Origin of the sequence: Thalassovita aquimarina (assembly GCF_018219815.1) — a bacterium.
In the GTDB taxonomy this organism is placed as follows: Bacteria; Pseudomonadota; Alphaproteobacteria; order Rhodobacterales; family Rhodobacteraceae; genus Thalassobius; species Thalassobius aquimarinus.
Map to the genome: position 1 here is coordinate 1 of NZ_JADMKU010000018.1, position 23,516 is coordinate 23,516.

General features: G+C 60.1%; 17 protein-coding genes. 10 read left to right on the plus strand and 7 right to left on the minus strand.

Annotation, left to right across the window (positions count from 1 at the left end; translation table 11 throughout):
• Nucleotides 1-210 precede the first annotated feature (210 nt).
• From IT775_RS16570 to IT775_RS16590, 5 genes are all read right to left on the minus strand, one after another.
• Complete coding sequence (locus IT775_RS16570) at nt 211-1,029, minus strand: SRA domain-containing endonuclease (RefSeq protein ID WP_212702345.1); 819 nt, start codon at nt 1,027-1,029, stop codon at nt 211-213.
• A 294-nt stretch (nt 1,030-1,323) separates the two neighbouring features.
• A complete protein-coding gene (locus IT775_RS16575; RefSeq protein WP_246525675.1) occupies nt 1,324-1,935 on the minus strand; it encodes a TetR/AcrR family transcriptional regulator in 612 nt (203 codons plus the stop codon).
• A gap of 59 nt (nt 1,936-1,994) precedes the next feature.
• A complete protein-coding gene (locus tag IT775_RS16580; RefSeq protein WP_212702347.1) occupies nt 1,995-3,737 on the minus strand; it encodes an aldehyde dehydrogenase family protein in 1,743 nt (580 codons plus the stop codon).
• Nucleotides 3,730-5,367, minus strand: coding sequence for a long-chain-fatty-acid--CoA ligase (locus IT775_RS16585; protein ID WP_212702348.1), 1,638 nt, complete (start codon nt 5,365-5,367; stop codon nt 3,730-3,732). Before IT775_RS16585 ends, IT775_RS16580 begins: the two co-directional genes overlap by 8 nt.
• 69 nt (nt 5,368-5,436) lie before the next feature.
• Complete coding sequence (locus tag IT775_RS16590; RefSeq protein ID WP_212702349.1) at nt 5,437-7,053, minus strand: GMC family oxidoreductase; 1,617 nt, start codon at nt 7,051-7,053, stop codon at nt 5,437-5,439.
• Nucleotides 7,054-7,421: 368 nt separating this feature from the next.
• Between IT775_RS16590 and IT775_RS16595 the strand changes: the two genes are divergently transcribed.
• A complete protein-coding gene (locus IT775_RS16595; protein WP_212702350.1) occupies nt 7,422-8,246 on the plus strand; it encodes a hypothetical protein in 825 nt (274 codons plus the stop codon).
• A 187-nt stretch (nt 8,247-8,433) separates the two neighbouring features.
• On the opposite strand, the gene IT775_RS16600 is transcribed toward IT775_RS16595, so the two are convergent.
• Nucleotides 8,434-10,659 carry an ATP-binding protein gene (locus tag IT775_RS16600; RefSeq protein ID WP_212702351.1) on the minus strand — a complete coding sequence of 742 codons (2,226 nt, stop codon included), beginning with the start codon at nt 10,657-10,659 and terminating at the stop codon, nt 8,434-8,436.
• A gap of 70 nt (nt 10,660-10,729) precedes the next feature.
• On the minus strand, nt 10,730-11,242 hold the full coding sequence (locus IT775_RS16605) for a hypothetical protein (RefSeq protein WP_212702352.1): 513 nt from the start codon (nt 11,240-11,242) through the stop codon (nt 10,730-10,732).
• Nucleotides 11,243-11,877: 635 nt separating this feature from the next.
• Here IT775_RS16605 and IT775_RS16610 point away from each other — a divergent pair.
• From IT775_RS16610 to IT775_RS16650, 9 genes are all read left to right on the plus strand, one after another.
• Nucleotides 11,878-12,795, plus strand: coding sequence for a PHP domain-containing protein (locus IT775_RS16610; RefSeq protein ID WP_212702353.1), 918 nt, complete (start codon nt 11,878-11,880; stop codon nt 12,793-12,795).
• Between the two features lie 62 nt (nt 12,796-12,857).
• Nucleotides 12,858-13,418 (plus strand): DUF4202 domain-containing protein, encoded by a 561-nt coding sequence (locus IT775_RS16615; protein ID WP_212702354.1) that lies wholly within the window; start codon nt 12,858-12,860, stop codon nt 13,416-13,418.
• Between the two features lie 245 nt (nt 13,419-13,663).
• A complete protein-coding gene (katG, locus tag IT775_RS16620) occupies nt 13,664-15,829 on the plus strand; it encodes a catalase/peroxidase HPI (protein ID WP_212702355.1) in 2,166 nt (721 codons plus the stop codon).
• A 247-nt stretch (nt 15,830-16,076) separates the two neighbouring features.
• Nucleotides 16,077-17,177 carry a TRAP transporter substrate-binding protein DctP gene (gene dctP, locus IT775_RS16625; RefSeq protein ID WP_212702356.1) on the plus strand — a complete coding sequence of 367 codons (1,101 nt, stop codon included), beginning with the start codon at nt 16,077-16,079 and terminating at the stop codon, nt 17,175-17,177.
• An 82-nt stretch (nt 17,178-17,259) separates the two neighbouring features.
• Nucleotides 17,260-18,510, plus strand: a complete 1,251-nt coding sequence (locus IT775_RS16630; protein WP_212702357.1) for a TRAP transporter small permease subunit — start codon at nt 17,260-17,262, stop codon at nt 18,508-18,510.
• A 3-nt stretch (nt 18,511-18,513) separates the two neighbouring features.
• A complete protein-coding gene (locus IT775_RS16635) occupies nt 18,514-19,872 on the plus strand; it encodes a TRAP transporter large permease (RefSeq protein ID WP_212702358.1) in 1,359 nt (452 codons plus the stop codon).
• 214 nt (nt 19,873-20,086) lie between these two features.
• The gene (locus IT775_RS16640; RefSeq protein WP_212702359.1) at nt 20,087-20,470 is read left to right on the plus strand and encodes a DUF7793 family protein; all 384 of its coding nucleotides are present in this window, start codon (nt 20,087-20,089) and stop codon (nt 20,468-20,470) included.
• A 78-nt stretch (nt 20,471-20,548) separates the two neighbouring features.
• Entirely contained in the window at nt 20,549-21,004 is a 456-nt protein-coding gene (locus IT775_RS16645) for a DUF7793 family protein (protein WP_212702360.1), read from the plus strand.
• Nucleotides 21,001-23,481: a bifunctional diguanylate cyclase/phosphodiesterase gene (locus IT775_RS16650; RefSeq protein WP_212702361.1), complete on the plus strand. Its 2,481-nt coding sequence runs from the start codon at nt 21,001-21,003 to the stop codon at nt 23,479-23,481. Before IT775_RS16645 ends, IT775_RS16650 begins: the two co-directional genes overlap by 4 nt.
• The last annotated feature ends 35 nt before the right edge of the window (nt 23,482-23,516 follow it).

A 23,516-nucleotide genomic window follows, 5' to 3' on the forward strand; every position in this document is an offset into this window, starting at 1 on the left:
CAGGTGCCCGAAGGTCTTCCTCTCCGCAATCGCGCTCGCTGCAACCGTCATCTATTGGCTATGAGTCCTGACCCTAGTTTATTAGTAATGCAAATACCCACCTAAAAGCATCACAACCTACCGATATATATATACAACTTCGTACATACCTTCATACTATGTACTGGCCACGCTCCACCCCCCTGGGCCGACAACACTTGTAACACTTCACTACTGTTCTGGCTCGATGGTTCGCAGCTTTTCAATCAACTCGGCATTCAAGGCGTTTCCATTCTCACCGAAGTGGATTTGACGGTGTACAGTTGGATCTATTGCGGCAACGAACCGTGGATCATCAGGGCCATCGTCAGACAAACGTCGCGTATGATGCACCTCCAAGTAGGGTTGGCCAGACTTGGTAAGGAATGGTGCGGGTTTCCCAGTGAGTTCACACCTCCCACCTGCCCTCGCCAACACATATTCTCTGACTGCCCTGCTTCTCGCTCTGTATGATGCTGGAGCATTAGCCCAATTCTTGGATGGCGACGAAACGGCTGCACGCATCGCACGCTCCCTAAGGTCAATGAGACCGGCATCACCCCGTACAGGAATTGCTTCATCTGGACTGGGCTCCATATCGGGTGTGAGTTTGACCAGGTGAAACCTGATACACTCTCGAAGATCATTATTGTTATCTGTACCCTGGTATGTGTCCCACGACTGGCACGCAAAATTCCCTATAAAACGAACAGGCTTGGAATGCCCTAAGGCTTCAAACAGCAACAACTCTTTACCATTAGCGACGTGGTCACGAACAGCAGCGTTGCCCCTGACAAACCGCATATTCCCCTTCTGTCCTTCGCCCGTGTATAGGAAGATATTTTCTCCCTTCCAACCATCCTCGTACCCATAGTTCTTTCCGTTTTTACCCGTAAAGATGAAGACATAGGGATGATCTGGAGGAGTTGATATTCCACCCCTCTCCTGTCCGGCATAGTTGGCGTGGATATCTTTTTGCCGCGAATACTCGTGCCCCTCTACAAACCGCATTCTGAACACCTCAATGAAATTATTCGAATAGGCATGCTAGCTTGTGTTCTTATATTGGCCAAGGAAAGTGATTGCGCCGCCCCGGAGTGTGACACTACAGTGTGACACACAAGCAAACACAGCACCGCCATATCGTTAAGTATCAATAAGTTAGTGGCTTGCCCGGGTTCCCCCTAGGCTCCACCAAATCCCCCTTGAAAAGCAGACGCAAACCTACCCTTCTGTCAGGGTGATTGCCGCTGACATGCAGACGGCTTTTTGCGGCCCAACCCGCCGTTCCCCGCGATGCGCCTGTTAAAAGAACTGGCCGAGCAGAGTCCGGAAGGCCTGGATAAGTTCCTCGCGGGATTTCCGGTTTTTTCCGATCTGCCCCTGCATCAGGTACCGGAAGACCCCGTCGAGCAGCGCATAGGAGATCTCGATGTTTTCCGGCACGTCCTGACCGGCCTTTTCAAAGGCCGTCCGGACGATCCCGATCAGCTTCTTTTCGATTTCATCGACGATGGGGCGGAAGGTTTCGTCGAACATGGCCTGTGCCCGGATGTCATACCACAACCGGTGTGTCGTCTCGTCGTCGACGATCGAGTACACCAACGCTTCGGAAAATGCCTCGATGACCTCCTCGCGCCCCTCGGCCTTTTCCAGCGCCTCGCTGATATTGCGCACGAACACTTCTTTGTAGATCGAGACGCAATAGATGATCAGCGCCGTGCGGTCTTCGAAGTAATAGTGCAGCATGCCCAGCGACAGGTCGTTTTTCTCGGCGATGTCGCGCAGGCCGGTATTGGCATAGCCCAGCTCTTTCAGCGCCTTGATCGCGCTTTCGGCGATCTGGCGCTTCTTTTCCTCACGCTTGGCGCTTTTGCGGGCGGCGCGGGCCTTTAGTTTGGACGGCACTTCGTTCATGGCACTCACATGGCTTCGATCCGGGCGGAACGCAACCTTTTCCGCCCGGGTTGGGAATGTCAGCCCAGCAACGCGTGGAAGAAGATGCCGGGCAGTTTCAGCCAGCTCGGCTTATGCTGGAACGCCGTCAGCGCCTCGCCGATCTTGTGCTGGCGCTTGTTGGTAATGAAGAACGGCGGGCGCGGCAGCAGGGTGAACTGCAGCGACAGAAGGCCGCGCGGGAACGGCCGCCAGGGCGCCTTGACCACCACGCGTTCGGTATCTTCCAGCATGAAGGAATTGTGCACCGTGCCGATCCCCGAACCGATGTCGTCGAGTGTGTGACCGGGAAACGCGCCCCAGGGGCAGGCGGTGATCAGGAAGCCCAGTCCGCACCAGCCGTTGATCCCGATGGTGCCGTATCGCAGCTTGGCCACGATCTGCTCGAACCGGGCCTTTCCGATCTGCCGGATCGTCTTCGGATGGATCAGGATGTTTGCCCCCAGCGTCCCCCAGAGTTCGTCGTTGGCGAACGCGATCGCATTTTCGAGATAGGTCGCGGGATCGGGCGCGTCGATATCGATGGTGCCGAGAGCGGGACCGAAGACCTCGGTCTTTCGGTTCTGCAGGTGCTCTGACAGATCGCTGATCACCAGCGGCGGCGCGACCTCGCCACGGCCGACGGTTTCGACATCGCCTCCATTCGCCTTGTGGGCCTCAAGCCGCTCGATGGCGCCCGGATACCACGCCGGGCGGGTCGATCCTGCGGCAACCTTCTTGAGCGCCTCGATCAGGCCGGCGCCCTTGGCCCAGCCTTTGGGCATGATCAGCGCCTGGCAGGCGATGCAGTTATGACCCGAGTTGTGCAGCTTCATGGTGGCGATGTTTTCGGCCTGGAACCGGATGTCGGCCGCGCTCCACGGTCCGGGCACCACGATGGTCGGGCTGACCGAGCCGAGCTCGGAGGTGAAGCGCTTGGCGTTTTTGGGGGTGCCCGCCTTGCGGTTCTTTTCGCCCTCTTCGCCGACACCCCAGACGATCGCGTCATGGGTGGTTTCCGCGCCGGTGATGTGCAGCTCTTCCACCACGGGATGTTCGCACAGATACGCGCCGCCCGTGGCATCGCCCTTGACGATGCGCAGATAGCCTTCGTCGATGAAGGGTTTCATCGCGATCTTGTAGTAATCGGTCAGGTAGTCGTTGACCGGGTTCATCTTCAGGATCACCACCTGGTTCTCGAGGTAGAGCTTTTGCAGCACGTCGAGCGGCGTGATCGCGTTCACGTTGCCCGCGCCCAGCACCAGCGCGACCTTGCCCTTGCGGCGGGCCTCGGGCGTGTCATAGGCGGTGGCGACATGGTCCTTCAGGTTTGCCTCCGACACGCCTTTCTGCATCCAGACCTCGGCCGACACACCCGATAACAGCAGGTGATCCCAGATCGAATGCGGCAGCACCTTCACGCCCAGCTGGCCGGTGGCCAGTTCACGGGTGGGCAAATGGTCGATGAACGCCTTGCCTTCCATCTGGGAAAGCGTGCTGATCAGCCCGTTGCAGCCCGCCATCGTCGCATAGGGACCGCCGATCCATTCTTCGCCGGCCACCGCCGTGTCCGGCTTCAGGCCCTTCTTGCGCGCGGCTTCCTCGGCCCAGCCCTTGGCGACCTTCATGATCCCGTCTTTCATCTCGGACAGAAGCCGGATGCGTTCCGGGATCGGCAGCCGGGCCCATTTATCCTTGTTCGCGTCCAAGTCGGCCAGTGCGGCCTCGTAGTGCTCGAACAAGGCGTCCTGGTCATCAAGCGTCACTTGTGCGGCGTCAAGCATCTGCCAGTCCCCTCTCGATCAGGGTGTTGCCAAACTGGTCGCGCAGCTGGTTCTTCAGCATCTTGCCGGTAGCATTCAACGGGATCGCGTCACTGAACACCACGGCATCCGGCACTTGCCACTTGGCGACCTTGCCTTCGAACAAGGCGATGATTTCTTCCTCGCTCGGATCAGCGCCCTCGGCCTTCACCGCGACGATCATCGGGCGTTCATCCCATTTCGGATGCTTGGCGCCGATGGCCGCGGCCATCGCCACGCCCGGATGCGACACCGCGATGTTTTCCAGATCGACCGAGGAAATCCATTCGCCGCCCGACTTGATGATGTCCTTGGTGCGATCGCGGATCACCATGAAGCCGTCTTCGTCGATGGTGGAAACATCGCCCGTGTCGAACCAGCCATCGTCGGTCAGGGCGCTGTCCTCCTTGCCGAAATAGGTATCGACTACCCAGTGACCCCGGCATTGCAGCGCGCCCTCCGCCTTCCCGTCATGGGGAAGCGCGTTGCCCTCTTCGTCAACGATGCGCAGATCGATGCCGAAGGGCGGACGCCCCTGTCCCAGCCGCAGAAGCGCCATCGCGTCGTCATCGAGATCCGAGTGCTTACCCTTGGGCCGGTTGGAGGTGCCAAGCGGCGAGGTTTCGGTCATGCCCCAGGCGTGGATCGTATCGCAGTCGTATTTTTCGCGGAAGCTGGCGATCATCGACGGCGCCGCTGCGGACCCGCCGATCACGTTGCGCTTCAGCGTCTCCATCTTCGAACCCGACTTTTCGGCCGCGGCCAGAAGCATCATCCAGATCGTCGGCACGCCCAGCGCCAGCGTCACCTTCTGGTCGTCGATAAGACCCAAAAGGCTGTCTCCATCCAGCATCGGCCCCGGCATCACCAGCTTGGCGCCGGTCATCGCCGCGGCATAGGGGATGCCCCAGGCATTGGCGTGGAACATCGGCACCACCGGCAGGATGACTTCCTGCGACGACAGGCTCAACCCGTCCGGCAGGCTGATGGCGAAGGTGTGCAGCATCGTCGAGCGGTTGTAGTAAAGCACTCCCTTCGGATTGCCCGTGGTCCCCGAGGTGTAACAGAGCGAACACGGCGTATCCTCGCTGAACTGCGGCCAGTCGTAGTCGTCGGCGCCCGTCTCGATAAGTTCATCGAAGAAGATCGCTTCGGGCAGGGTGGCGGCGACGTCTTCATCGCGGGGCCCCATGAAAATGAAGTGCTCGATCGTATTCAGGTGCTCCTTCGTGCCGGTGATCAGCGGCATGAAGGTCTTGTCGAAGAAGATCGCCTTGTCGGCGGCATCGTTGCAGATGAAGATGAACTGCTGCGGCGCCAACCGCGGGTTCAAAGTGTGGCACACCATGCCGGCACCGGACACGGCGAACCAGATTTTCAGGTGGCGGTGGTTGTTCCAGGCCAGCGTGGCGACCCGGTCCCCCATGGACAGGCCCAGCTTGCCCAGCGCAGACGCCAGTTTGCGCGAAGCGGCGGCAACCTCGCCCCAGTTGGTGTGGTGCATGTCGCCGATCGTCTCGCGGCTGACGATTTCGGTATCGGCGTGGTATTTTCCGGCATGCACGATCAGGTCACTGATCAGCAGCTCTTTTCGCATCATCGAACCCAGCATGTGTTTAACTCCCTATTGGTCTCAAAGCGGATGCGCCTGCCCCTCACGGGCGCAGGCGAATGGGTGGGATCAGGCGGCGTATTCGGCCTTGATCATGTCTGCGCATTTCTCGCCGATCATGATCGACGGTGCATTGGTGTTGCCCGATACGAGGCGCGGCATGATCGAAGCGTCCGCAACGCGCAGACCTTCGAGCCCCCGCACCTTCAGCGCCGGATCGACCACGGCCGTGTCATCGACCCCCATCTTGCAGGTCCCGACCGGGTGGTAGACGGTATCTGCGCGGTTGCGGATCGCCTCTTCCCACTCTTTGTCCGTCATGTTGTCATGGGTGCCGAACAGTTCCTGCTTGACGTATTTCTTCATCGCCGGCGCCATGAGGATTTCGCGCGTTTTCTTGGCGCCCTTGATCATGATGTCGAGATCGCGGTCATCGGACAGGAACTTCGGGTCGATCCCCGGCGCGTCCATCGGATCGGCCGACTTCAGGAACACCTCGCCGCGTGAATAGGGGCGCAGGTTGCAGACATGGCAGGAATAGCCATGTCCCAGATGCAGCTTGCGCGCGTGATCGTCGACGATCGAGATCACGAAATGCGTCTGCAGGTCGGGGCGATCCACCTCGGGGCTCGACTTGAAGAAACTGCCGGCCTCGGCAATGGTCGATGCCACCATCGAATTCCCGTGCTTGCGCCACTTGAATATCTCTGCGGTCAGTTTCATAGAGGCGCGCAGCCCGATGCCGATGTTGTCGGTGTCGCGGGTCTTGTAGGCCAGGATGAAATCAAGGTGGTCCTGCAGGTTCTGCCCGACGCCCTGCAGGTCCTGCACCATGTCGATTCCATGGGGCTTGAGATCCTGCGACCGGCCGACCCCGGAAAGCATCAGAAGCTGCGGCGACTGGAACGCGCCCGCGCACAGGATCACCTCTTTCGCAGCCCGGACCTCGTGGGTTTTCTTGCCGACGCGATAGGCGACCCCCACGGCGCGCTTGCCTTCGAAGATGATCTTCGAGGCGCGCGCCTTGGTGATCACCGTCAGGTTCGGGCGGCTGTCCATTACCGGGTGCAGGTAGGCCGCTGCAGCCGAGCAGCGTTCGCCGTTCTTTTCGCCGTGGAACTGGGTGCATTGATAGATCGCGGCGCCCTCGTTGTCGCCGGAATTGAAATCCTCGGTGCGGCGGATCTGCATCTGGGTGTTGGCCTCGACGAAGGCTTCCGAGATCGGCCGCGGCGCCTGCGCGTCGGACACATGCAGCGGGCCGTCGGTGCCATGCGCGTCGTCGTTCAGCCGCTCGTTGTTCTCGGCCTTCTTGAAATAGGGCAGGACATCGTCCCAGCCCCATCCCTCGCAACCTTCGGCCGCCCAGCTGTCATAATCCCCCTTCTGGCCCCGGATATAGATCATCGCGTTGATCGCGCTCGATCCCCCCAATGCCTTGCCGCGTGGCTGATAGCCGTTACGCCCGTTCAGCCCCGGCTGCGGCACCGTCTCGAAGGCCCAGTTGTTGATCTTGCCATAGCCCGGCAGCATCGCGATCACCCCAAGCGGCGCGCGCACCAGAATGCCCTTTCCGTCGCCGCCCGCTTCCAGCAGGCAGACCTTTACATTGGGGTCCTCGCTAAGGCGCGACGCGATCGTCGCCCCGGCAGAGCCGCCTCCCACAATTACGAAGTCGTAGCTCATCTTTTCCTCCCTGTTTCCCCGTTTCGCGACGCCGATCCGGTTGTGTCCGTTATACGCAATCCCTGCGAATCCCTCCCGATTGCATGGCGCCCGCAAACTAAACCAAAATATTTGGACAAAAGTCCAGAAAATTAGTTTGAATAAATTCATGCAATTCGACAGGCACGGAATCGCTGGCCGGACCAGGCGCCACAACGACACCTCATTCGCACCTTGGATTGAATTGTCCCGGCGCTAGAAGCCAAGCCGGCCTTTTTCTGATAGAAAGCAATGGCGGGCTCGTGATCCCAACCGTTTTGGCCCTCGTCCCAGAGCGATTGCGGGGATCGGCATCCATGCGGAGCGGGACGTGAGGGAAGGTTTTACCAATGGCTTCAACGGCTGACGATCGGATCTACTCGGTAACGAGGATCGTATCCGCGCTGATCATTCCATTTCTGCTGCTCGCGTTTCTTATCCTTTACTTCTTCCCCGAAGAATCCGGTCAACGTTTTGCCTACCGGATCAACCCGCCTGTCATGGCGGCATATATCGGGGCCGGATACCTCGGCGGCGCCTTCTTGTTCCTGCACGTGCTGTTCGGAAAGCGTTGGCATCATGTCGCCGCGGGCTTTCCGGCGGTCACGGCCTTCACGGTCAGCATGCTGCTGGTGACGATCCTGCACTGGAACAGGTACTCCGTCGACGATCTGCCGTTTCAGCTTTGGCTGGTGCTCTACTTGGTGACGCCGGTCGTGGTGCCACTGCTTTGGGTTTTCAACCGCAAAGCCGACCCCGGGAAAGCCGAGGAAAATGATGCCGAGGTTCCCCTTTTTGTCCGCACAGGTGTCAAGATTCTGGGCATCACACTGGCCGCGATGGCCCTTGTCGGTTTCGTCGCGCCTGAGGTTCTGATTGCGATCTGGCCCTGGACACTCTGGCCGCTGACCGCGCGGCTCCTGGCCGGATGGGGCATGCTTCTTGCGGCTTCGAATATCTTCATTTCATTTGAACCGCGCTGGTCATGCTGGCGCATCGGGGTTCAGAGCATGGCCCTGTGGCATGTCCTTTTCCTCGCCGCCGCGATCGCCAACCCCGGCGACTTCAAGCAGCATGGTTTGCTGAACTGGTACGTAATTGCCGTCGCCATCATCCTCGTCGCGATGGCCATTCTCTATGCGTGGATGGAAAAGCTTCGGCGACGTGCGCCATAGAAGGCGGATGTCCCACCGAACCCGGTGCCGGCACCGATTCCACCGTTTCGGCGGCAACGGGCATCTGCACCGTTTCGCACTGCAAATGGCACAAAATGCCCCAAAGAAACGGTACGGATGCGAAGGCTGCCACCGCCTGCCTTGCGACGCCCGAACCGCCGCACGGTCGACCCTTCCGGCCGCGCCGCTAGTTCATCAGGGGCATGTTCTTCGACTGCGGAGCGCCCTTGCGCAGCCAGAATTCCAGCTTGTCGCCCAGTTCCTCGATCGAGGTCGGCTTGATCAGGAAATCGTTCATACCGGCCTGAAGACATTCAACTTTCTGTTCTTCGAATGCATCCGCGGTCAGCGCGATGATCGGGATTTCGGCTCGGCCCTCTTCGCTTTCGGTTTGCCGCACCTTGCGGGCGAATTCGATCCCGTTCATCACCGGCATGTTGCAATCGCTCAGGATCAGGTCATAGCCCGCGCTCAACCATTTCTGCAGCCCCTGCTCCCCGTCGCTGACGATATCCACGTCATAGCCCATCCGGTTCAGCTGCGTGCGCAGCACCATCTGGTTGATCTGGTTATCCTCCGCCAACAGGATTCGGTTGCGCGCAACGGCCTGTTTCGGGGCCTCCTCGTCAGCGGCATCCCCCGGCACCCCCCGGGCTTCGGTCCGGCCGCTGTTCTGCAACGCCTCGAGCAGGCTCGACGGCAACAGAGGCTTGGTATCCAGCACGGTACAATTGTCCGGCAACGCCAGTCCAAGTGCGTTTGCTGCGGACAACAGAATGAAATGAACCTGCGGATGGATGTCTGTGATCCGGATCATGTTGTCCAGCAGGTCCTGGCTCACCGGCTGCTGCAGCAGCACCACCGGCGGCACTTCGAATGTGTGCAGCAGATCGATCACATCCTCATAGCTTTGCGCCGCCTGGTAGACGCCGTTGGCCACCTTGATGTGCCCGCTGAGATTCGCGGCCTCCTTGTCATCCGCGAAATAACCGATCACCGCCTGATGCTTCAGGTCTGTCTTGTGCTGATGGGTGGCGATTTCCTTGATCGGGATATCGACGCTGAAGGTCGATCCGACGCCGGGTTCGCTCTGCACGTGAATGCGGCCGCTCATAAGTTCGACGATCTGCTTGGAAATAGTCAGCCCCAGCCCGGTACCGCCGAAGCGCGCCGAGGTGTCGGCGCTGGCCTGGGTGTAGGGCGAAAACAGCCGCTCCACCACTTCGCGGGACATGCCGATACCGTTGTCGCTGACCTCGAAATAGGCGCGCCCTGGTTCATGCGCTGCAAAGGTCACCTTGACCGCGCCCTTCTTGCCGCTCATCTGCTCGGCGGAAAACTTGATCGCGTTGCTGCACAGGTTCAGCAACACCTGTTTCAGCCGAGTGCCATCGGCATGGATGCTGTCGGGCAGGTTGGGCGAGAACGAAAAGCTCAACTCGATATCGCGTTCCTTGGCGATCGAACTGCACAGCTGGATCGTTTCCTCAACCGTCTGGCGGAAATCGATCGGCGACGGCGCCAGTTCCATCCGGCCCGCTTCGATCTTGGCGATGTCCAGAATGTCGTTGATGATCGCCAGCAGGGTCGAGGCCGAGGTCGCGATCAGCCCGACATTCTTCTTCTGATCCGGCTTTAGATCGGAAGATGCCAGTATTTGGGATAACCCGATGATCCCCTGCATCGGGGTGCGGATCTCGTGACTCATCGAGGCAAGGTATTTCGTCTTGGCCGCGCTTTTCTCCTCCGACGCAACCACTTCCTTGCTGCGCTCGGTCAGCTTGCGTTCCTTGGTGGTCAGGACATAGGCGAACAGCGACAGCGCCGCGATCATGATCACGTTGATGGCGAACAGCAGGTTGAAATCCCTCTGCACATTGCCGACAAGGTTTATTTCCTGCCGCCGCGCCGCCTGGTTCGAATATTCGGACAGGAAAATCAGCTCCGAGTTGAATTCGAACAGGTAGGCCTGGATCTTGTCGGCCAATCCCCGTCCCAGTTCGGGTTCGCCCGATGCCAGGTAATGCTTCACGTCGGAACCGATCAGATCAACCATCTGCGGCAGCGATTCAACAACGGTGAGCGACCCGCCCCGCGGCAGGTCCTTGGTGTCCCATTCCTTCGCCGGCCCGTCTTGAGTGCGGATTTCGAGTATTTCCTGATGGAACAGGATATCCTCGCGCGCGCTTTCGGTCTGCGACAGTCGGTATTCATTCACCGCATCCAGCAACTTGCGGAACCGGAATTCGACCTGCATCAACGCGTTGATGTCGTCGTACATTTCGAGGTGATTGAAACTCAGCTGCGGACGTTCGCGCTTAACGGCGAATAGAAACGGCAGCGCCGCCAGGTAAACCACAACCAGAAGAATGAGAAGCTTCTTAACCCCGATGGCCTTCCCAGCAATACTCATTCCGAACTCCCAAGCGGTAGCAGTTGCGATACATCACCCGCGCGATGACCCGGGAACATCCTTTTTCAAGTCAGGTTCTTGAAAACAGCCCTTGTCCGTAAATACGGATGGAAGCTGAGGTTTTTTTATCGGAAATTTCATCCAACACGATCTGCCCCGATCCTTCATCGGACCAGAACTCGATCTTGACGGAACCGCCCTGCCCCTTCGGCAACTTGAAGGAATAGGCCGCGCTGTTCACTGCAGCGCGGAATTCGTCGACCAGCTCCGTCCGCCCCATCGGAATAGCGAGATCGACGATCATCAGGCTTTCGGTCGCTGTCTTGGACACGATACGGGTGCCTTCGGGAAACCGGAAAAACGTGTCCCGCGCCATTTTGACCGCCGGGCCGTCCCCGGCATTCGCTTGATGTCCGATCAGGATGGTTTTCTTGTCGGAGCCCTCCATCTGGACGATCTGATCGGGATTCGACAGAAGGCTGACCGATGACGAATTCTCTTCCGGCGACGAATAGCTGGACAGCACGATCAGGTGGACTGAAACCGATCCGACGGCGGCCAATACGGCTATCGGCTTCCACATTTCAACCATTCCTTTTCCCCGGGAATCGCGCCAGACGGGGGCGCAGGCCGCAAATTCCACACCCGGTTTTCGACTGCGCAACCATTGCTGTGAGCAGAGCCAATCCATTGCAATTACTCGGAAAAGCGACGTCCGAGCAGCCCTTTTGATTCATGACGATCTCTTTTTTCACGACGAGCACAGCAACATTGATGAATTCCAGGTAACCTTAATAACGTCCGACCTCCCGTTCGCTTTACCCAAAAATATACCCGTGTGATTGCAAGCCCTGTAAATCCGACAACCTAAAGGGTAGAAGCATTTGAAAAGGTTGGGATTCCTGATGGAGTCAAAAAATTCAAAAAAACATGGGCGATTGTTCGACCGGGGCGAGTCATCCGGTGAATCCCGCGACTTTCAGGCGTCCGCGCCCGCCACACCACGGTCCAGCACATGTCGCCCGCCCAACCACAGCGCCAACGCGGACCACGCTGTGCGGATTTCCGACAGCCTCACAGATCAAACCTGAGCCCCTTCCAGCCCACCACTGAAGCCGCCCGAAACGCGATCGGGCACCCCTCTTCACGGCCAATGTCATGCGACAGTCAGAATTTCCTGCGACATAGCGGCTCCAACCGATCAGATAGAGACCCTCCATGACCGAGTTCTTCACCGCACCCGGACGGTTTTTCCGAGGAAACCTGCACACCCATTCCAACCGCTCCGACGGCGTTCTGGACGCGGCCGAGGTTTGCCGCCGCTACAAGGCCGAAGGTTATGATTTCATCGCACTGACCGACCATTTCATCGGGCTCTACGGCTACCCGATCACCGACACGAAACCGTTCCGAGGCGACGACTTCACCACCATCCTGGGGGCCGAACTGCATTCCGGCGCGATGGAAAACGGCGAGCTGTGGCATATCCTCGCGGTCGGCCTACCCGAAGATTTCACCCCGCCCGATGCACCGCATTTCCTGCCGGTCGAGGATCAGGAAAGCGGCGCGGAACTGGCCCGGCGCGCGCGCGATGCCGGCGCCTTCGTCGCCATTGCCCACCCGGAATGGTCCGGGCTGACGATGGAAGACGCCCGCACGATCGATGCGGCGCACGCGGTGGAAACCTACAACCACGGCTGCGCGATGGGTTGTGACCGGCCGCACGGGTTCCACACGCTGGATCTGCTGCTGTCGGAGGGCCGCAAGCTGAACCTCGTGGCGACCGACGACGCGCATTTCAGCGAACCGAACCATTTCGGCGGCTGGGTCATGGTCAAGGCACCGCACAACACCCCCGAAGCGCTCCTGACCGCGCTGAAGGACGGAAATTACTATTCCTCGCAAGGCCCCGAACTGCGCGACATCACGCTGAGCGACAAGGAAATCAGGGTGAAGTCCTCGGCCGTCGCTTCGGTGATCGTGCAGGGGCACGGATCGGCGGCGGAGGCCCGTCACGGGGAATCCCTGACCGACGCCACGATCAAGCTGGACCGTTTCGCACGCTCGCCCTGGCTTCGGGTATCGGTGATGGACCGGGCCGGGCGGCGCGCCTGGTCCAACCCGATCTGGCGCTAGGCGCTTGCGTTCCCTTGCGGCTTACCGCCTACTGGGGCAGCCACATCAAACAGGATTCAGCCATGCCCCGCCTGACCGATGCCCTGGCCGCGATCGATGCGGCCAATGCGGCCGACCCGACCCTCGAAGACGGCCGCCCTGCCGCGTTGCTTTACGGCGAACGGATGACCGGGGAATTGAACCGGCTGTTTCCCGATGCCTCCGAAGTGCTGCAGATCGCCGCGCGGGGACAGCACATCGAACGCTGGCGGCTGCCCCGCAAGGACTACCCCGACGGCAAGGCGGGGTATTACGCTTGGCGCAAGGAACAGGCCCGCCGCCACGCTGAACGGGTGGCCGGGATCATGGCCGATGCGGGATATTCCATCGCCGACCAGGACCGGGCCGGTGTGCTGCTGCGCAAGGAAGGCATCAAGCAGGACGCCGAAGTGCAGGCGCTGGAAGACGCGATCTGCTTCACCTTCATCCGCTGGTATCTGCAACCCTTCGCGGGAACCCGCAGCGAAGAACAGCTGGTCGATATCGTCCGCAAGACCGCCCGCAAAATGTCACCCGAGGGCCGGGCGAAAGCCTTGGCCGAATTCGATATGCCCAAAGCGTTGGCTGCCGCCTTCGCCGGCTGATCCGCCGTCGCCTTGGCGAGCGGGACAGGTCGGACCGACAGGCGGGCGCGCGAAAGACATAACCCAAGATTATCGCAATCATCGGAAATTGAAATTTCTTCCAATGAAATTTGTATCCTAGACTGGTTCCGGGAACAGGGTGGAATCGCCGATCCGCGCCACGGCGCGGCAAGGCCAGCGAGGGACCGAACTGCCTGCCCCGCCCAGCCGCAACCGAGACGACATATTTGAAAGGGAGACTTGATATGGATGGCAACGATATCGGCAAATGCCCCGTGATGCACGGCGCCATGACCGAAACCGGTACGGCGGTCATGGACTGGTGGCCGAAATCCCTGAACCTGGACATCCTGCACCAGCATGACACCAAGACCAATCCGCTTGGCCCGGACTTCGACTACCGCGAAGAGCTCAAGAAGCTCGACGTCGAAGCGCTGAAGAAAGACATCCACGCGCTGATGACCGACAGTCAGGACTGGTGGCCGGCCGATTACGGTCACTACGGCGGGTTGATGATCCGTCTGGCGTGGCACTCGGCCGGGTCTTATCGTCTGGCCGACGGCCGTGGTGGCGCCGGTTGCGGCAACATCCGCTTTGCGCCGCTGAATTCCTGGCCGGACAACGGCAACCTCGACAAGGCACGCCGTCTGCTGTGGCCGATCAAGAAGAAATACGGCAACAAGGTTTCCTGGGCCGACCTGATCATTCTGGCCGGCACCATCGCCTATGAATCGATGGGGCTGAAGACCTTCGGCTTCGGCTTCGGCCGCGAAGACATCTGGCACCCGGAAATAGACACCTACTGGGGGGCCGAAAAGGAATGGCTCGCGCCGTCCGACGAACGCTACGAAGACGTCGGCAAGCCGGACACGATGGAAAACCCGCTCGCTGCCGTGCAGATGGGCCTGATCTATGTGAATCCCGAAGGCGTGAACGGTCACCCCGATCCGCTGAAAACCGGGGCGCAAGTGCGCGAAACCTTCGCCCGCATGGCTATGGATGACGAAGAAACCGCCGCGCTGACGGCGGGCGGCCATACCGTCGGCAAGGCGCACGGCAATGGCGACGCCGATGCGCTTGGCGCGGAACCGGAAGCGGCGGATATCGAAAACCAGGGCTTCGGCTGGATCAACCCGAACATGGGCGGCAAGGCGACCAACGCCGTCACCTCTGGCATCGAAGGGGCCTGGACCACCAACCCGACCACTTTCGACATGGGCTATTTCGAACTGCTGTTCGGCTATGACTGGGAACTGACCAAAAGCCCCGCCGGTGCGAACCAGTGGCAGCCGGTCGGCATCAAGGAAGAACATATGCCGGTTGACGCGACCGACCCGTCGGTCCGCCGGATGCCGGTGATGACAGATGCCGATATGGCGATGAAAGTGGACCCGGCCTATCGCGCCATCTGCGAAAAATTCATGGCCAACCCGGAATACTTCAAGGACACCTTCGCCCGCGCATGGTTCAAGCTGACCCACCGCGACATGGGCCCGAAGGCCCGTTACGTTGGCCCCGACGTTCCGACCGGTGAACTGATCTGGATGGATCCGATCCCGGCCGGTCCGGACAACTACGACATCGGCGCCATCAAGTCGAAGATCGCCGCCTCCGGCCTGTCCGTTTCCGAGCTGGTTTCGACCGCCTGGGATAGCGCCCGCACCTATCGCGGGTCGGACATGCGCGGCGGCGCCAACGGCGCCCGTATCCGGCTGGCGCCGCAGAAGGACTGGGAGGGCAACGAACCGACCCGTCTGGCCAAGGTTCTGGACGTTCTCGAACCGGTCGCGGCGGAATACGGCGCAAGCGCTGCCGACGTGATCGTTCTGGCCGGTAACGTCGGCATCGAACAGGCCGCCAAGGCTGCCGGTTACGATACCTCGGTTCCGTTCACGCCGGGCCGCGGCGACGCCACCGACGAGATGACCGATGCCGCATCCTTCGACGTGCTGGAGCCGCTTGCCGATGGTTTCCGCAACTGGCTGAAGAAGGATTATGTCGTCAGCCCCGAGGAAATGCTGCTGGACCGCGCTCAGCTGATGGGCCTGACCGCTCACGAAATGACGGTCTTGATCGGCGGCATGCGTGTTCTGGGCACCAACCATGGCGGCACTGCGCATGGTGTGTTTACCGACCAGACCGGGACGCTGACGAACGATTTCTTCGTCAACCTCACCGACATGGGCAACCGGTGGAACCCGACCGGGGGCAATTCCTATGAAATCGTCGACCGCGAATCCGGCGACGTGAAATGGACCGCGACACGAGTCGACCTGGTATTCGGGTCTAACGCGATTCTGCGCGCCTATGCCGAAGTCTACGCCCAGGACGACAGCCGGGAAAAATTCGTCAAGGATTTCGTCGCGGCCTGGACCAAGGTGATGAACGCGGACCGGTTTGATGTCAGCTGACCCTACGGAAGCGAAACGCTTGAAAAAATGAAGATTTCGGACGCCGGCCCAAAACGCCGGCGTCCGTTTTTTTGAACGCCGGCGAAACTTCCTTGCCCATGCGCCGCATGAGCTATGCGAAAATTGTTTCCGAAATTGGAAAAAGGACTTTACCAATTTCCTCATATTCGTAACATAGCATCACTGCGGAAAGGCCCGAAATGGCAGAAATTTCGACCAGATCGCAGAAAATGGGAGGAGGACCATTATGACCAGCAAACCAATTTCCCGCCGCGCCGCCCTGGGTGGCCTGGCCACCGCCGGCGCTGCAAGCCTTGCCGCGCCGTCGCTCGCGACCGCGGCAGGCCAGACCACGACCTGGAAGGTTCAGACATCGTGGCCGGGCGGGATCGGCCTGCAGATCTTCAAGGACTGGGCCGGTTCCATCGTCGAGAAAACCGGCGGAGAGCTTGCCTTTGAACCGTTCGGCGCAAAAGACGTCGTCGGCGATTTCCAGCTTTACGATGCGGTGAAAAACGGCGTTCTGGACGCGGTGAACCCGTTCACCATCTATGCCCAGGGCATCATTCCCGCGGCCATGTTCCTGACCAGCTACCCGCTGGGCCTGCGCAACCCGCATGAATTCGACGTCTATTACTACGGTCTGGGCGGTCTGGAGCATGCGCGCGAGCTGTATGCCAAGCAGAACATGTATTTCGTCGGCCCGATTCATCACGGCCCGAACATCATCCACTCCAAGGTGCCGATCCGCTCGGTCGACGATTTCGCCGGCCGCAAGATGCGCGCGCCCGGCGGCATGGTGGCCGAACTGTTCTCGGCGCTCGGCGCCAAGACCACGCTGCTGCCCGGTTCGGAAATCTTCCCGGCGCTGGAAAAGGGCACCATCGACGTGGCCGATTACGTCGGCCCGGCAGTGAACTATGCGCTCGGCTTCAGCCAGGTGACCGATTACATCTCGATGGGCCCTCCGGGCTTCATGTCGGTGTATCAGCCGGTCGACATCATGGACCTGACCGTGGGCATGGACAGCTGGAACGCGCTGAGCCCGCAGATGAAGCAATTCGTCGAGATGGAAGTAAAGAGCTACTCCGACGAACATCACGCGGCGATCCAGAAAGCCGACCAGGAAGCCTGGAAGAAATTCGAGGCCGACGGCACCCAAGTCACCCGCCTGAGCCAGACCGACGTCGAACTGATGACCGAAGTCGCCGTGCCGATCTGGTTCAAATACGCCAACCGCGACAAGGACGCCGCGCGAGTGTTCAAGACCCAGCTCGACTACATGATGTCCGGTTCGCTGGGATACGTGACGCCCGAAATGGTCGAAGGGCAGACCTTGGATCTGTGATCCCGATCCCATCCTGAAAACGTCGCGCCCCCGGTTCACCCTCGGGGGCGCACTTCATCCGACAGACCGAACGGAACCACCCATGCCTAGCATTAGCTTCATCCTGCCTCACTGGGTCTACTGGGGCACGCTGATCGTCTTCCCGCTTATCGCCATGATCATGGCGCGGCGGACACAGACCAGCGGATATTCCAGCCCCATCGCCTACATGATCCTGATATCGGGGGGCATTCTTGGCCTCCACCGCCTCTACCTGCGCAACCTGTGGGGGCTGCTGTATCTGCCGATCTTTTTCTTCATCCTGTTCGCCAATGCTCAGGGGCAGGGCGCCCGCGAAGCGGAATCGCAGGCCGCCAACGTGGTCAACAGCGCCCAGCGTGTCATCGAACGTCTGGAACCGAAAATCGCAGCCGCCGATGGCAAGATCGAACAGTTGCGCGCCGATCTGGCCGCCGCCGAAGAAGGCACTTTCGCGCAGAAGCGCGCCCAGCGTACGCTTGAAAAGGCCGAACAGACCCTGATCGACGACGCCAATCGGATCGAAAAGGCCCGCGCCGACAAGACGGCGGGCGAACCCGCACTGGCGGATGCCAAGGCCGATCGCGCCAAATGGGCGAACCTGGCCTTCTACGCCTTCATGATCATCTGCGCCTTCATGCTGGTTGATGCGTTCCTGTTGCCCCGGCTTGTCAGACAGGCCCAGCAACGCGTCGCGCAGGAAGAAATGCACGAAGATGCCGCTGGCAGCCTTGCCGCCATCGAACATGAAGCCGAGCAGCGCCTGGAGCAGCTGGAAACCGAAGACGTCAAGAACGACATGGATCATATCGGCACCGGCTGGACCGGCGCGATCGACCGGTTGTCCTTCTATGCAGGGGAATTCGTCAGCTACTGGATGGTGATCGCCGTGATCGCCTACTACTACGAAGTGGTCGCGCGCTATGTCTTCAACTCGCCCACGATCTGGGTGCACGAAGGCATGTTCCTGATGTTCGGCATGCAGTACCTCGTTGCCGGGGCCTATGCCGCGCTGACCGACGCGCATGTCAAGGTCGACGTGTTCTATGCCGACTGGTCGCCGCTGCGCAAAGCGGTGGTGGACCTGTTCACCTCGATCTTCTTCTTCATCTTCGCGGGCACTCTGCTGGCCACCGGGTGGATATTCGCAATGGACGCGACCGTCGTCAACGAAGTGTCCTTCTCGGAATGGCAGATCGCCTACTGGCCGTTCAAATGGGCCATCGTGGTGGGCGGCGCGCTGCTGATCCTGCAGGGGGTCGCCAAGCTCGCCTCCGACGTCAACGCCGTCCGCAACAGCCTTCAGGGAGCGTAATCCATGGGAATTGAAATGGAAATTGGCTGGCTGACGGCCCTCATGTTCGGCAGCCTCATGGTGCTGCTGATGGCCGGTCTGCCGCTTGCCTTCGTGACCGGTGGCCTGGCCTGCGTCTTCTTGTTCATCCTGGGCGACGCGCAGACCCTCAACATCGTGCCGTCGCGGATCTTCCCGCTGATGACCGACTATCAGCTTTCGGCGATCCCGCTATTCATCTTCCTTGCAGCGATGCTGGAAAGGGCGGGGATCATCAACGAGATGTTCGATGTGATCTACAAGCTGATGGGCGGCGTCAAAGGCGGCCTTGCGGCGGCGACGATCATCGCCTCGACGATCCTGGCCGCGATGGTCGGCGTGATCGGCGCGGCGGTCGTGACGATGGGCATCATCGCCCTGCCCGCCATGCTGCAGCGCAACTATGACCCCAAGATCGCGATGGGTTCGATCATGGCCGGCGGCACCCTGGGCATCCTGATCCCGCCGTCGATCCTGGCGATCATCTATGCCGTGGTGGCCGAACAGTCGGTGGGCGAATTGTTCATCGGCGCGGTCCTGCCCGGCCTGATGCTGTCGGGTATGTATATCCTGTACGTCACCGCGATGTGCTACATCGACCCGAAGAAAGGCCCGCCGATCCCCGTCGAGGAACGTATCGACACGCGCGAAAAGCTGCGCCTGCTGGGCAACATGGCGGCCCCGATCACCCTGATCATCGTGGTTCTGGGCGTGATCTTCACCGGCGTCGCGACCCCGGTGGAAGCCGCCGGCATCGGCACCTTCGGCGCCTTCGTCGTCGCTGCGATCCACCGCAAGCTCAGCTGGCAAACCATCCGCGAAGCCTGCCTGACCACGCTGAAGGCCAGCGCGATGGTGATCTGGATCATGTTCGGCGCCACCATCTTCGTCGGGCTCTACGTCCTGGAAGGCGGTCAGCAATTCGTCGAACAGACGATGACCGGCCTGGGGCTGGGCCCGTGGGGCATCCTGATCCTGATGCAGGTGATCCTGATCATCCTTGGCATGTTCCTCGACTGGGTGGGCATCCTGCTGCTGGCGGTTCCGATCTTCGTGCCGATCATCCGTGCGCTTGGCGCGCAGGCCTTCGGCCTGGGATCGGAAGGCGACCTAGTGCTGTGGTTCGGGGTGCTTTATCTGGTGAACATGCAGATGAGCTTCCTGTCGCCGCCCTTCGGCTACGCGCTGTTCTACCTGCGCGGCGTGGCGCCTGCGGAAATCCCGATGAGCGACATCTTCAAATCGGCCCTGCCCTTCCTGTTCCTGCAGATCACGGGACTGGTGCTGTGTATGCTCTTCCCGCAGATCATCACCTGGCTGCCACGGCTGGTCTATGGCGGCTGACCGTCTGATTTGATCGTCGGCACGTAACGATCTGAAAGGGCCCGGGATACCCCCGGGCCCTTTCCTGTTTCGCAAAACCGGCACGCCCCCCTCCTGGACGTAAAAAAGCAGACGGCTTTTACCCTATGTTGAAGGATCGCCGCCAAACTGGGGGAACGGGGGTGACGGCACCGTTTGTCGGGAATCGCCGGAACGCGGGGGCGTGGAAGGGCCAATGTCAGAAAAACGCATCATCACGAAGACCGCGGTGATAACGCTTGGGGAGGACGGAATTATCCGGGTCAGTTCGCCTCCGGGTACGATCGACACCCTCGCCACCGCCCGGGAAAACGCTAGGGCATTCGACAAGTTGTGCGGCGGGAAAAAGCGCCCTGTCCTGATCTACATGGAAGGGACACGCGAAGAGCCTCAGGATGTACGGCGCTTTTACAGCGATCTGTCCCTCAGCATTCCCGTAGCCGCCTCGGCGTTGATCGTCTCAACACCGGTGAGCAAGGTGATCGGCAGCTTTTATATTGGCTTCAACAGGCCCCGACACCCGATAAAGCTCTTCACCTCGGAAAGCGAAGCAATCGAATGGCTGAAGGGATACATGTAGAAAGCGCCCCCAATCCCCTTTGCATCACCTGCCGGCCCGGGCCGTAAGACGGCCAATTGCGCCTTTACCTCTTGTTGAATGATCCGCGTCATTATCGGCGCATATCGGTCTTCCGCGGTCATGCGGAACGACCAGTCTGACGCCGCAAAAGGTGGATCAATGGTCAAAGCACGTTACCAGACGAAAGCCGGAGCCATGGAAATGGGGGAGGATCACATCATCCGGTTTCGCATATTGCCAGGAGCAACGGTTGACAGCGAGACGGCAAAGGAATGCGTCGCCGGGGTGGCCGAACTCGCCGGGCCCAAAAGGCACATCCTGCTGATTGACATGAGGAACCTGCGCGACATCACGCAAGGCGCCCGGCGCATTTACCATGACGGGCCTGCCTTCGCCGTCGCTTTGCTCGTGGCTTCCCCCGTCAGCAAGGTGATCGGCAGCTTCTTCATCGGCCTCAACAGACCCAGCTACCCGCTACGAATTTTCACTTCGGAGACCAAAGCGATCGAATGGCTGAAGGATTACATAGAGTGAGCGAGCAGCCCCCGAAATTGTTCCACGAGAACCTGGAACGCATTCTCGACCTGATCCTGCAGCTCGCCTCGGGCAATTTCGATGCGCGGCTTTCGCCGTCTGACGCGGGCACCACGCTCGATGCGCTGGCCGTGGGCCTGAACATGCTGGCGGAGGAACTGAAAAGCTCGGTCCAGGAACGCGAACAGGCGCTCAAATCGCTTGGCGCAAGCGAACAAAAGTTTCGGGCCATCACCGATATGGCGCTTGATGCGGTTATAGTGATCGACGACGAAGGCAGGATCACGCTGTGGAACCCCGCCGCCGAAAAGGTTTTCGGGTATCCGGCGGAAGAAGCGATCGGGCAGAACATCCATCTTTGGCTTGCGCCCGATGAATATCACGAAACCTACAAGAAGAACTGGCCGAAGTTCCGCGAAAGTGGCGAGGGTCCGGTGATCGGCGTCACCTTCGAAGCACGCGCGGTGACGCGGCATCGGGGCGAAATTCCGATCGAACTGTCGGTGTCATCGGCCCATCTGAACGACAAATGGCATGCCATCGGGATCGCCCGGGACATCTCGGAACGCAAGGCGATGGAACGATCCGTCACGGAAGAACGTGAAATGCTCCGGGTAATCGACGACACGCTTTCCAGCTTCATCGTCAAGCCTAATGCCAAACGCGCCTTCGAAATCGTTCTGAACGAACTGCTGAAGCTTAGCGGCAGCGAATGCGGCTTCCTGCAGGATCGCCGCACCGACGAAAACGGGGCGCCACATATGCGGACATTGGCGATGTCGGAACTCGACCGGAACGGCGAAACGCGGCCGTCCCGGGGCACACAAGACCCCAAGGATCTTTTCAAAACCTGCGAAGGGCTGAACACGGATGACATTTTCAACGGTGAGATCGTTATCGACAATGCGCCGGTCGAACAGTTCCGTGGCAAGGATCTTCCCACCGGGCACCCCTCGATTTCCAGCTTCCTGGGCATTCCATTGAAACGGGGGGAAACGGTCATCGGCGCGATCGGGCTGGCCAATCGCCGGGGTGGGTATGACATGTCCTTTGTCGACCGCATCACCCCGTTCATTACTGCGATCGCCGAGGTCGTCGAAGCCAACCAGAACGAAGAAGCGCGCCGGAAATCCGAACAGCGCACTGCACGGATGGCTAATTACGACGAACTGACCGGGCTCCCCAACCGGTCACAATTCAAAGAACGCCTGTTGATGGCCACCAAACGCGCGGAACGGTATTCCGAACGCTGCGCCCTGCTGCTGCTGGACCTCGATCACTTCAAGGATGTCAACGATACGCTGGGCCACCCGGTCGGTGACGCGCTTCTTTCGTCCGTCGCCAGGCGATTGACCTCGGTCACGCGGGAAAGCGATATCGTGGCGCGTTTGGGCGGCGATGAATTTGCCGTTTTACAGATAAACCTGACGGATTCGAAAGATGCAGCCACGTTCGCGCAACGGCTGATCGACGTGATGACGGCCCCCTTCGACATCGCGGGACACCGGATTCACACCGAAACCAGCATCGGCATCGCGCTTTGCACGCCTGACAACCTCGAACCGACCCGCCTGTTCAGCCAGGCTGACACCGCGCTTTACCGCGCCAAGGCGGCGGGGCGGCACAGGTACCGGTTTCACGATGCCCAGGTCGAAGCCGAGGTCCGCCAGCGCGTCGCCTTGGTGGAAGAGCTGCACGCAGCTTGCGCCGACAACCAGTTCGAACTCTACTACCAGCCGCAGGTCGATACCCGTCGTCAACGCCTGGTCGGGGTGGAAGCGCTGTTGCGCTGGAACCATCCCGAACGCGGGCTGCTCGGCCCCGGCGCCTTCATTCGCGCCGCTGAAACAAGTGGCTGTCTTCTGGACATAGAGGATTGGGTGCTGCGGCAGGCCTGCCGGCAGATGAGCGAATGGCAGGTCCAGGGATTGCTGGAAACAGCTATCATCAGCGTCAACCTGTCGCCATTGCAGTTCAAAACCGTGGAGTTCGAAAACAGCGTGCTCTCCGCGCTGGAGGAAGCAGGGCTCTCGCCGCAATGCCTCGAACTGGAAATCACCGAACGATCCGTGGCGGAACGTCCCGAAGCGGTGGCGCCGCTGATCGAGCGGCTCACCGCGACGGGTATCCGTTTCTCGATCGACGATTTCGGAACCGGCTATTCATCGCTGCAATACCTCAAAAAGCTGCCAGTCAGCAAAATCAAGGTCGCGCAGGAATTCGTGGCGGATATGCTGTCCGATCCCAGCGATGCTTCAATCGTCCGGGCGATTATCAGCCTGGGCCATGAACTGGGCTACGAAGTCATCGCCGAAGGCGTGGAAACCGAAGCTCAACGCGACTTCTTGCAGGACAGGGGGTGTTTCTTGTTCCAGGGATACCTGTTCGGCAGGCCGAGCCCTGCGTCTCAAATGACCGAACACCTCCGCAATGGTCTTTACGCCGCCAAGGGCGGGGGATCGCTGTCCTTGCCGTGAACAGGCGGACGGGGCGCGCGGTCGTCTGATCCCGG

Coding starts and splice junctions, on each gene's coding strand:
- IT775_RS16570 (WP_212702345.1), bottom strand. CDS start 1,029: ATGCGGTTTGTAGAGGGGCACGAGTATTCGCGGCAAAAAGATATCCAC.
- IT775_RS16575 (WP_246525675.1), bottom strand. CDS start 1,935: ATGAACGAAGTGCCGTCCAAACTAAAGGCCCGCGCCGCCCGCAAAAGC.
- IT775_RS16580 (WP_212702347.1), bottom strand. CDS start 3,737: ATGCTTGACGCCGCACAAGTGACGCTTGATGACCAGGACGCCTTGTTC.
- IT775_RS16585 (WP_212702348.1), bottom strand. CDS start 5,367: ATGCTGGGTTCGATGATGCGAAAAGAGCTGCTGATCAGTGACCTGATC.
- IT775_RS16590 (WP_212702349.1), bottom strand. CDS start 7,053: ATGAGCTACGACTTCGTAATTGTGGGAGGCGGCTCTGCCGGGGCGACG.
- IT775_RS16595 (WP_212702350.1), top strand. CDS start 7,422: ATGGCTTCAACGGCTGACGATCGGATCTACTCGGTAACGAGGATCGTA.
- IT775_RS16600 (WP_212702351.1), bottom strand. CDS start 10,659: ATGAGTATTGCTGGGAAGGCCATCGGGGTTAAGAAGCTTCTCATTCTT.
- IT775_RS16605 (WP_212702352.1), bottom strand. CDS start 11,242: ATGTGGAAGCCGATAGCCGTATTGGCCGCCGTCGGATCGGTTTCAGTC.
- IT775_RS16610 (WP_212702353.1), top strand. CDS start 11,878: ATGACCGAGTTCTTCACCGCACCCGGACGGTTTTTCCGAGGAAACCTG.
- IT775_RS16615 (WP_212702354.1), top strand. CDS start 12,858: ATGCCCCGCCTGACCGATGCCCTGGCCGCGATCGATGCGGCCAATGCG.
- katG (WP_212702355.1), top strand. CDS start 13,664: ATGGATGGCAACGATATCGGCAAATGCCCCGTGATGCACGGCGCCATG.
- dctP (WP_212702356.1), top strand. CDS start 16,077: ATGACCAGCAAACCAATTTCCCGCCGCGCCGCCCTGGGTGGCCTGGCC.
- IT775_RS16630 (WP_212702357.1), top strand. CDS start 17,260: ATGCCTAGCATTAGCTTCATCCTGCCTCACTGGGTCTACTGGGGCACG.
- IT775_RS16635 (WP_212702358.1), top strand. CDS start 18,514: ATGGGAATTGAAATGGAAATTGGCTGGCTGACGGCCCTCATGTTCGGC.
- IT775_RS16640 (WP_212702359.1), top strand. CDS start 20,087: ATGTCAGAAAAACGCATCATCACGAAGACCGCGGTGATAACGCTTGGG.
- IT775_RS16645 (WP_212702360.1), top strand. CDS start 20,549: ATGATCCGCGTCATTATCGGCGCATATCGGTCTTCCGCGGTCATGCGG.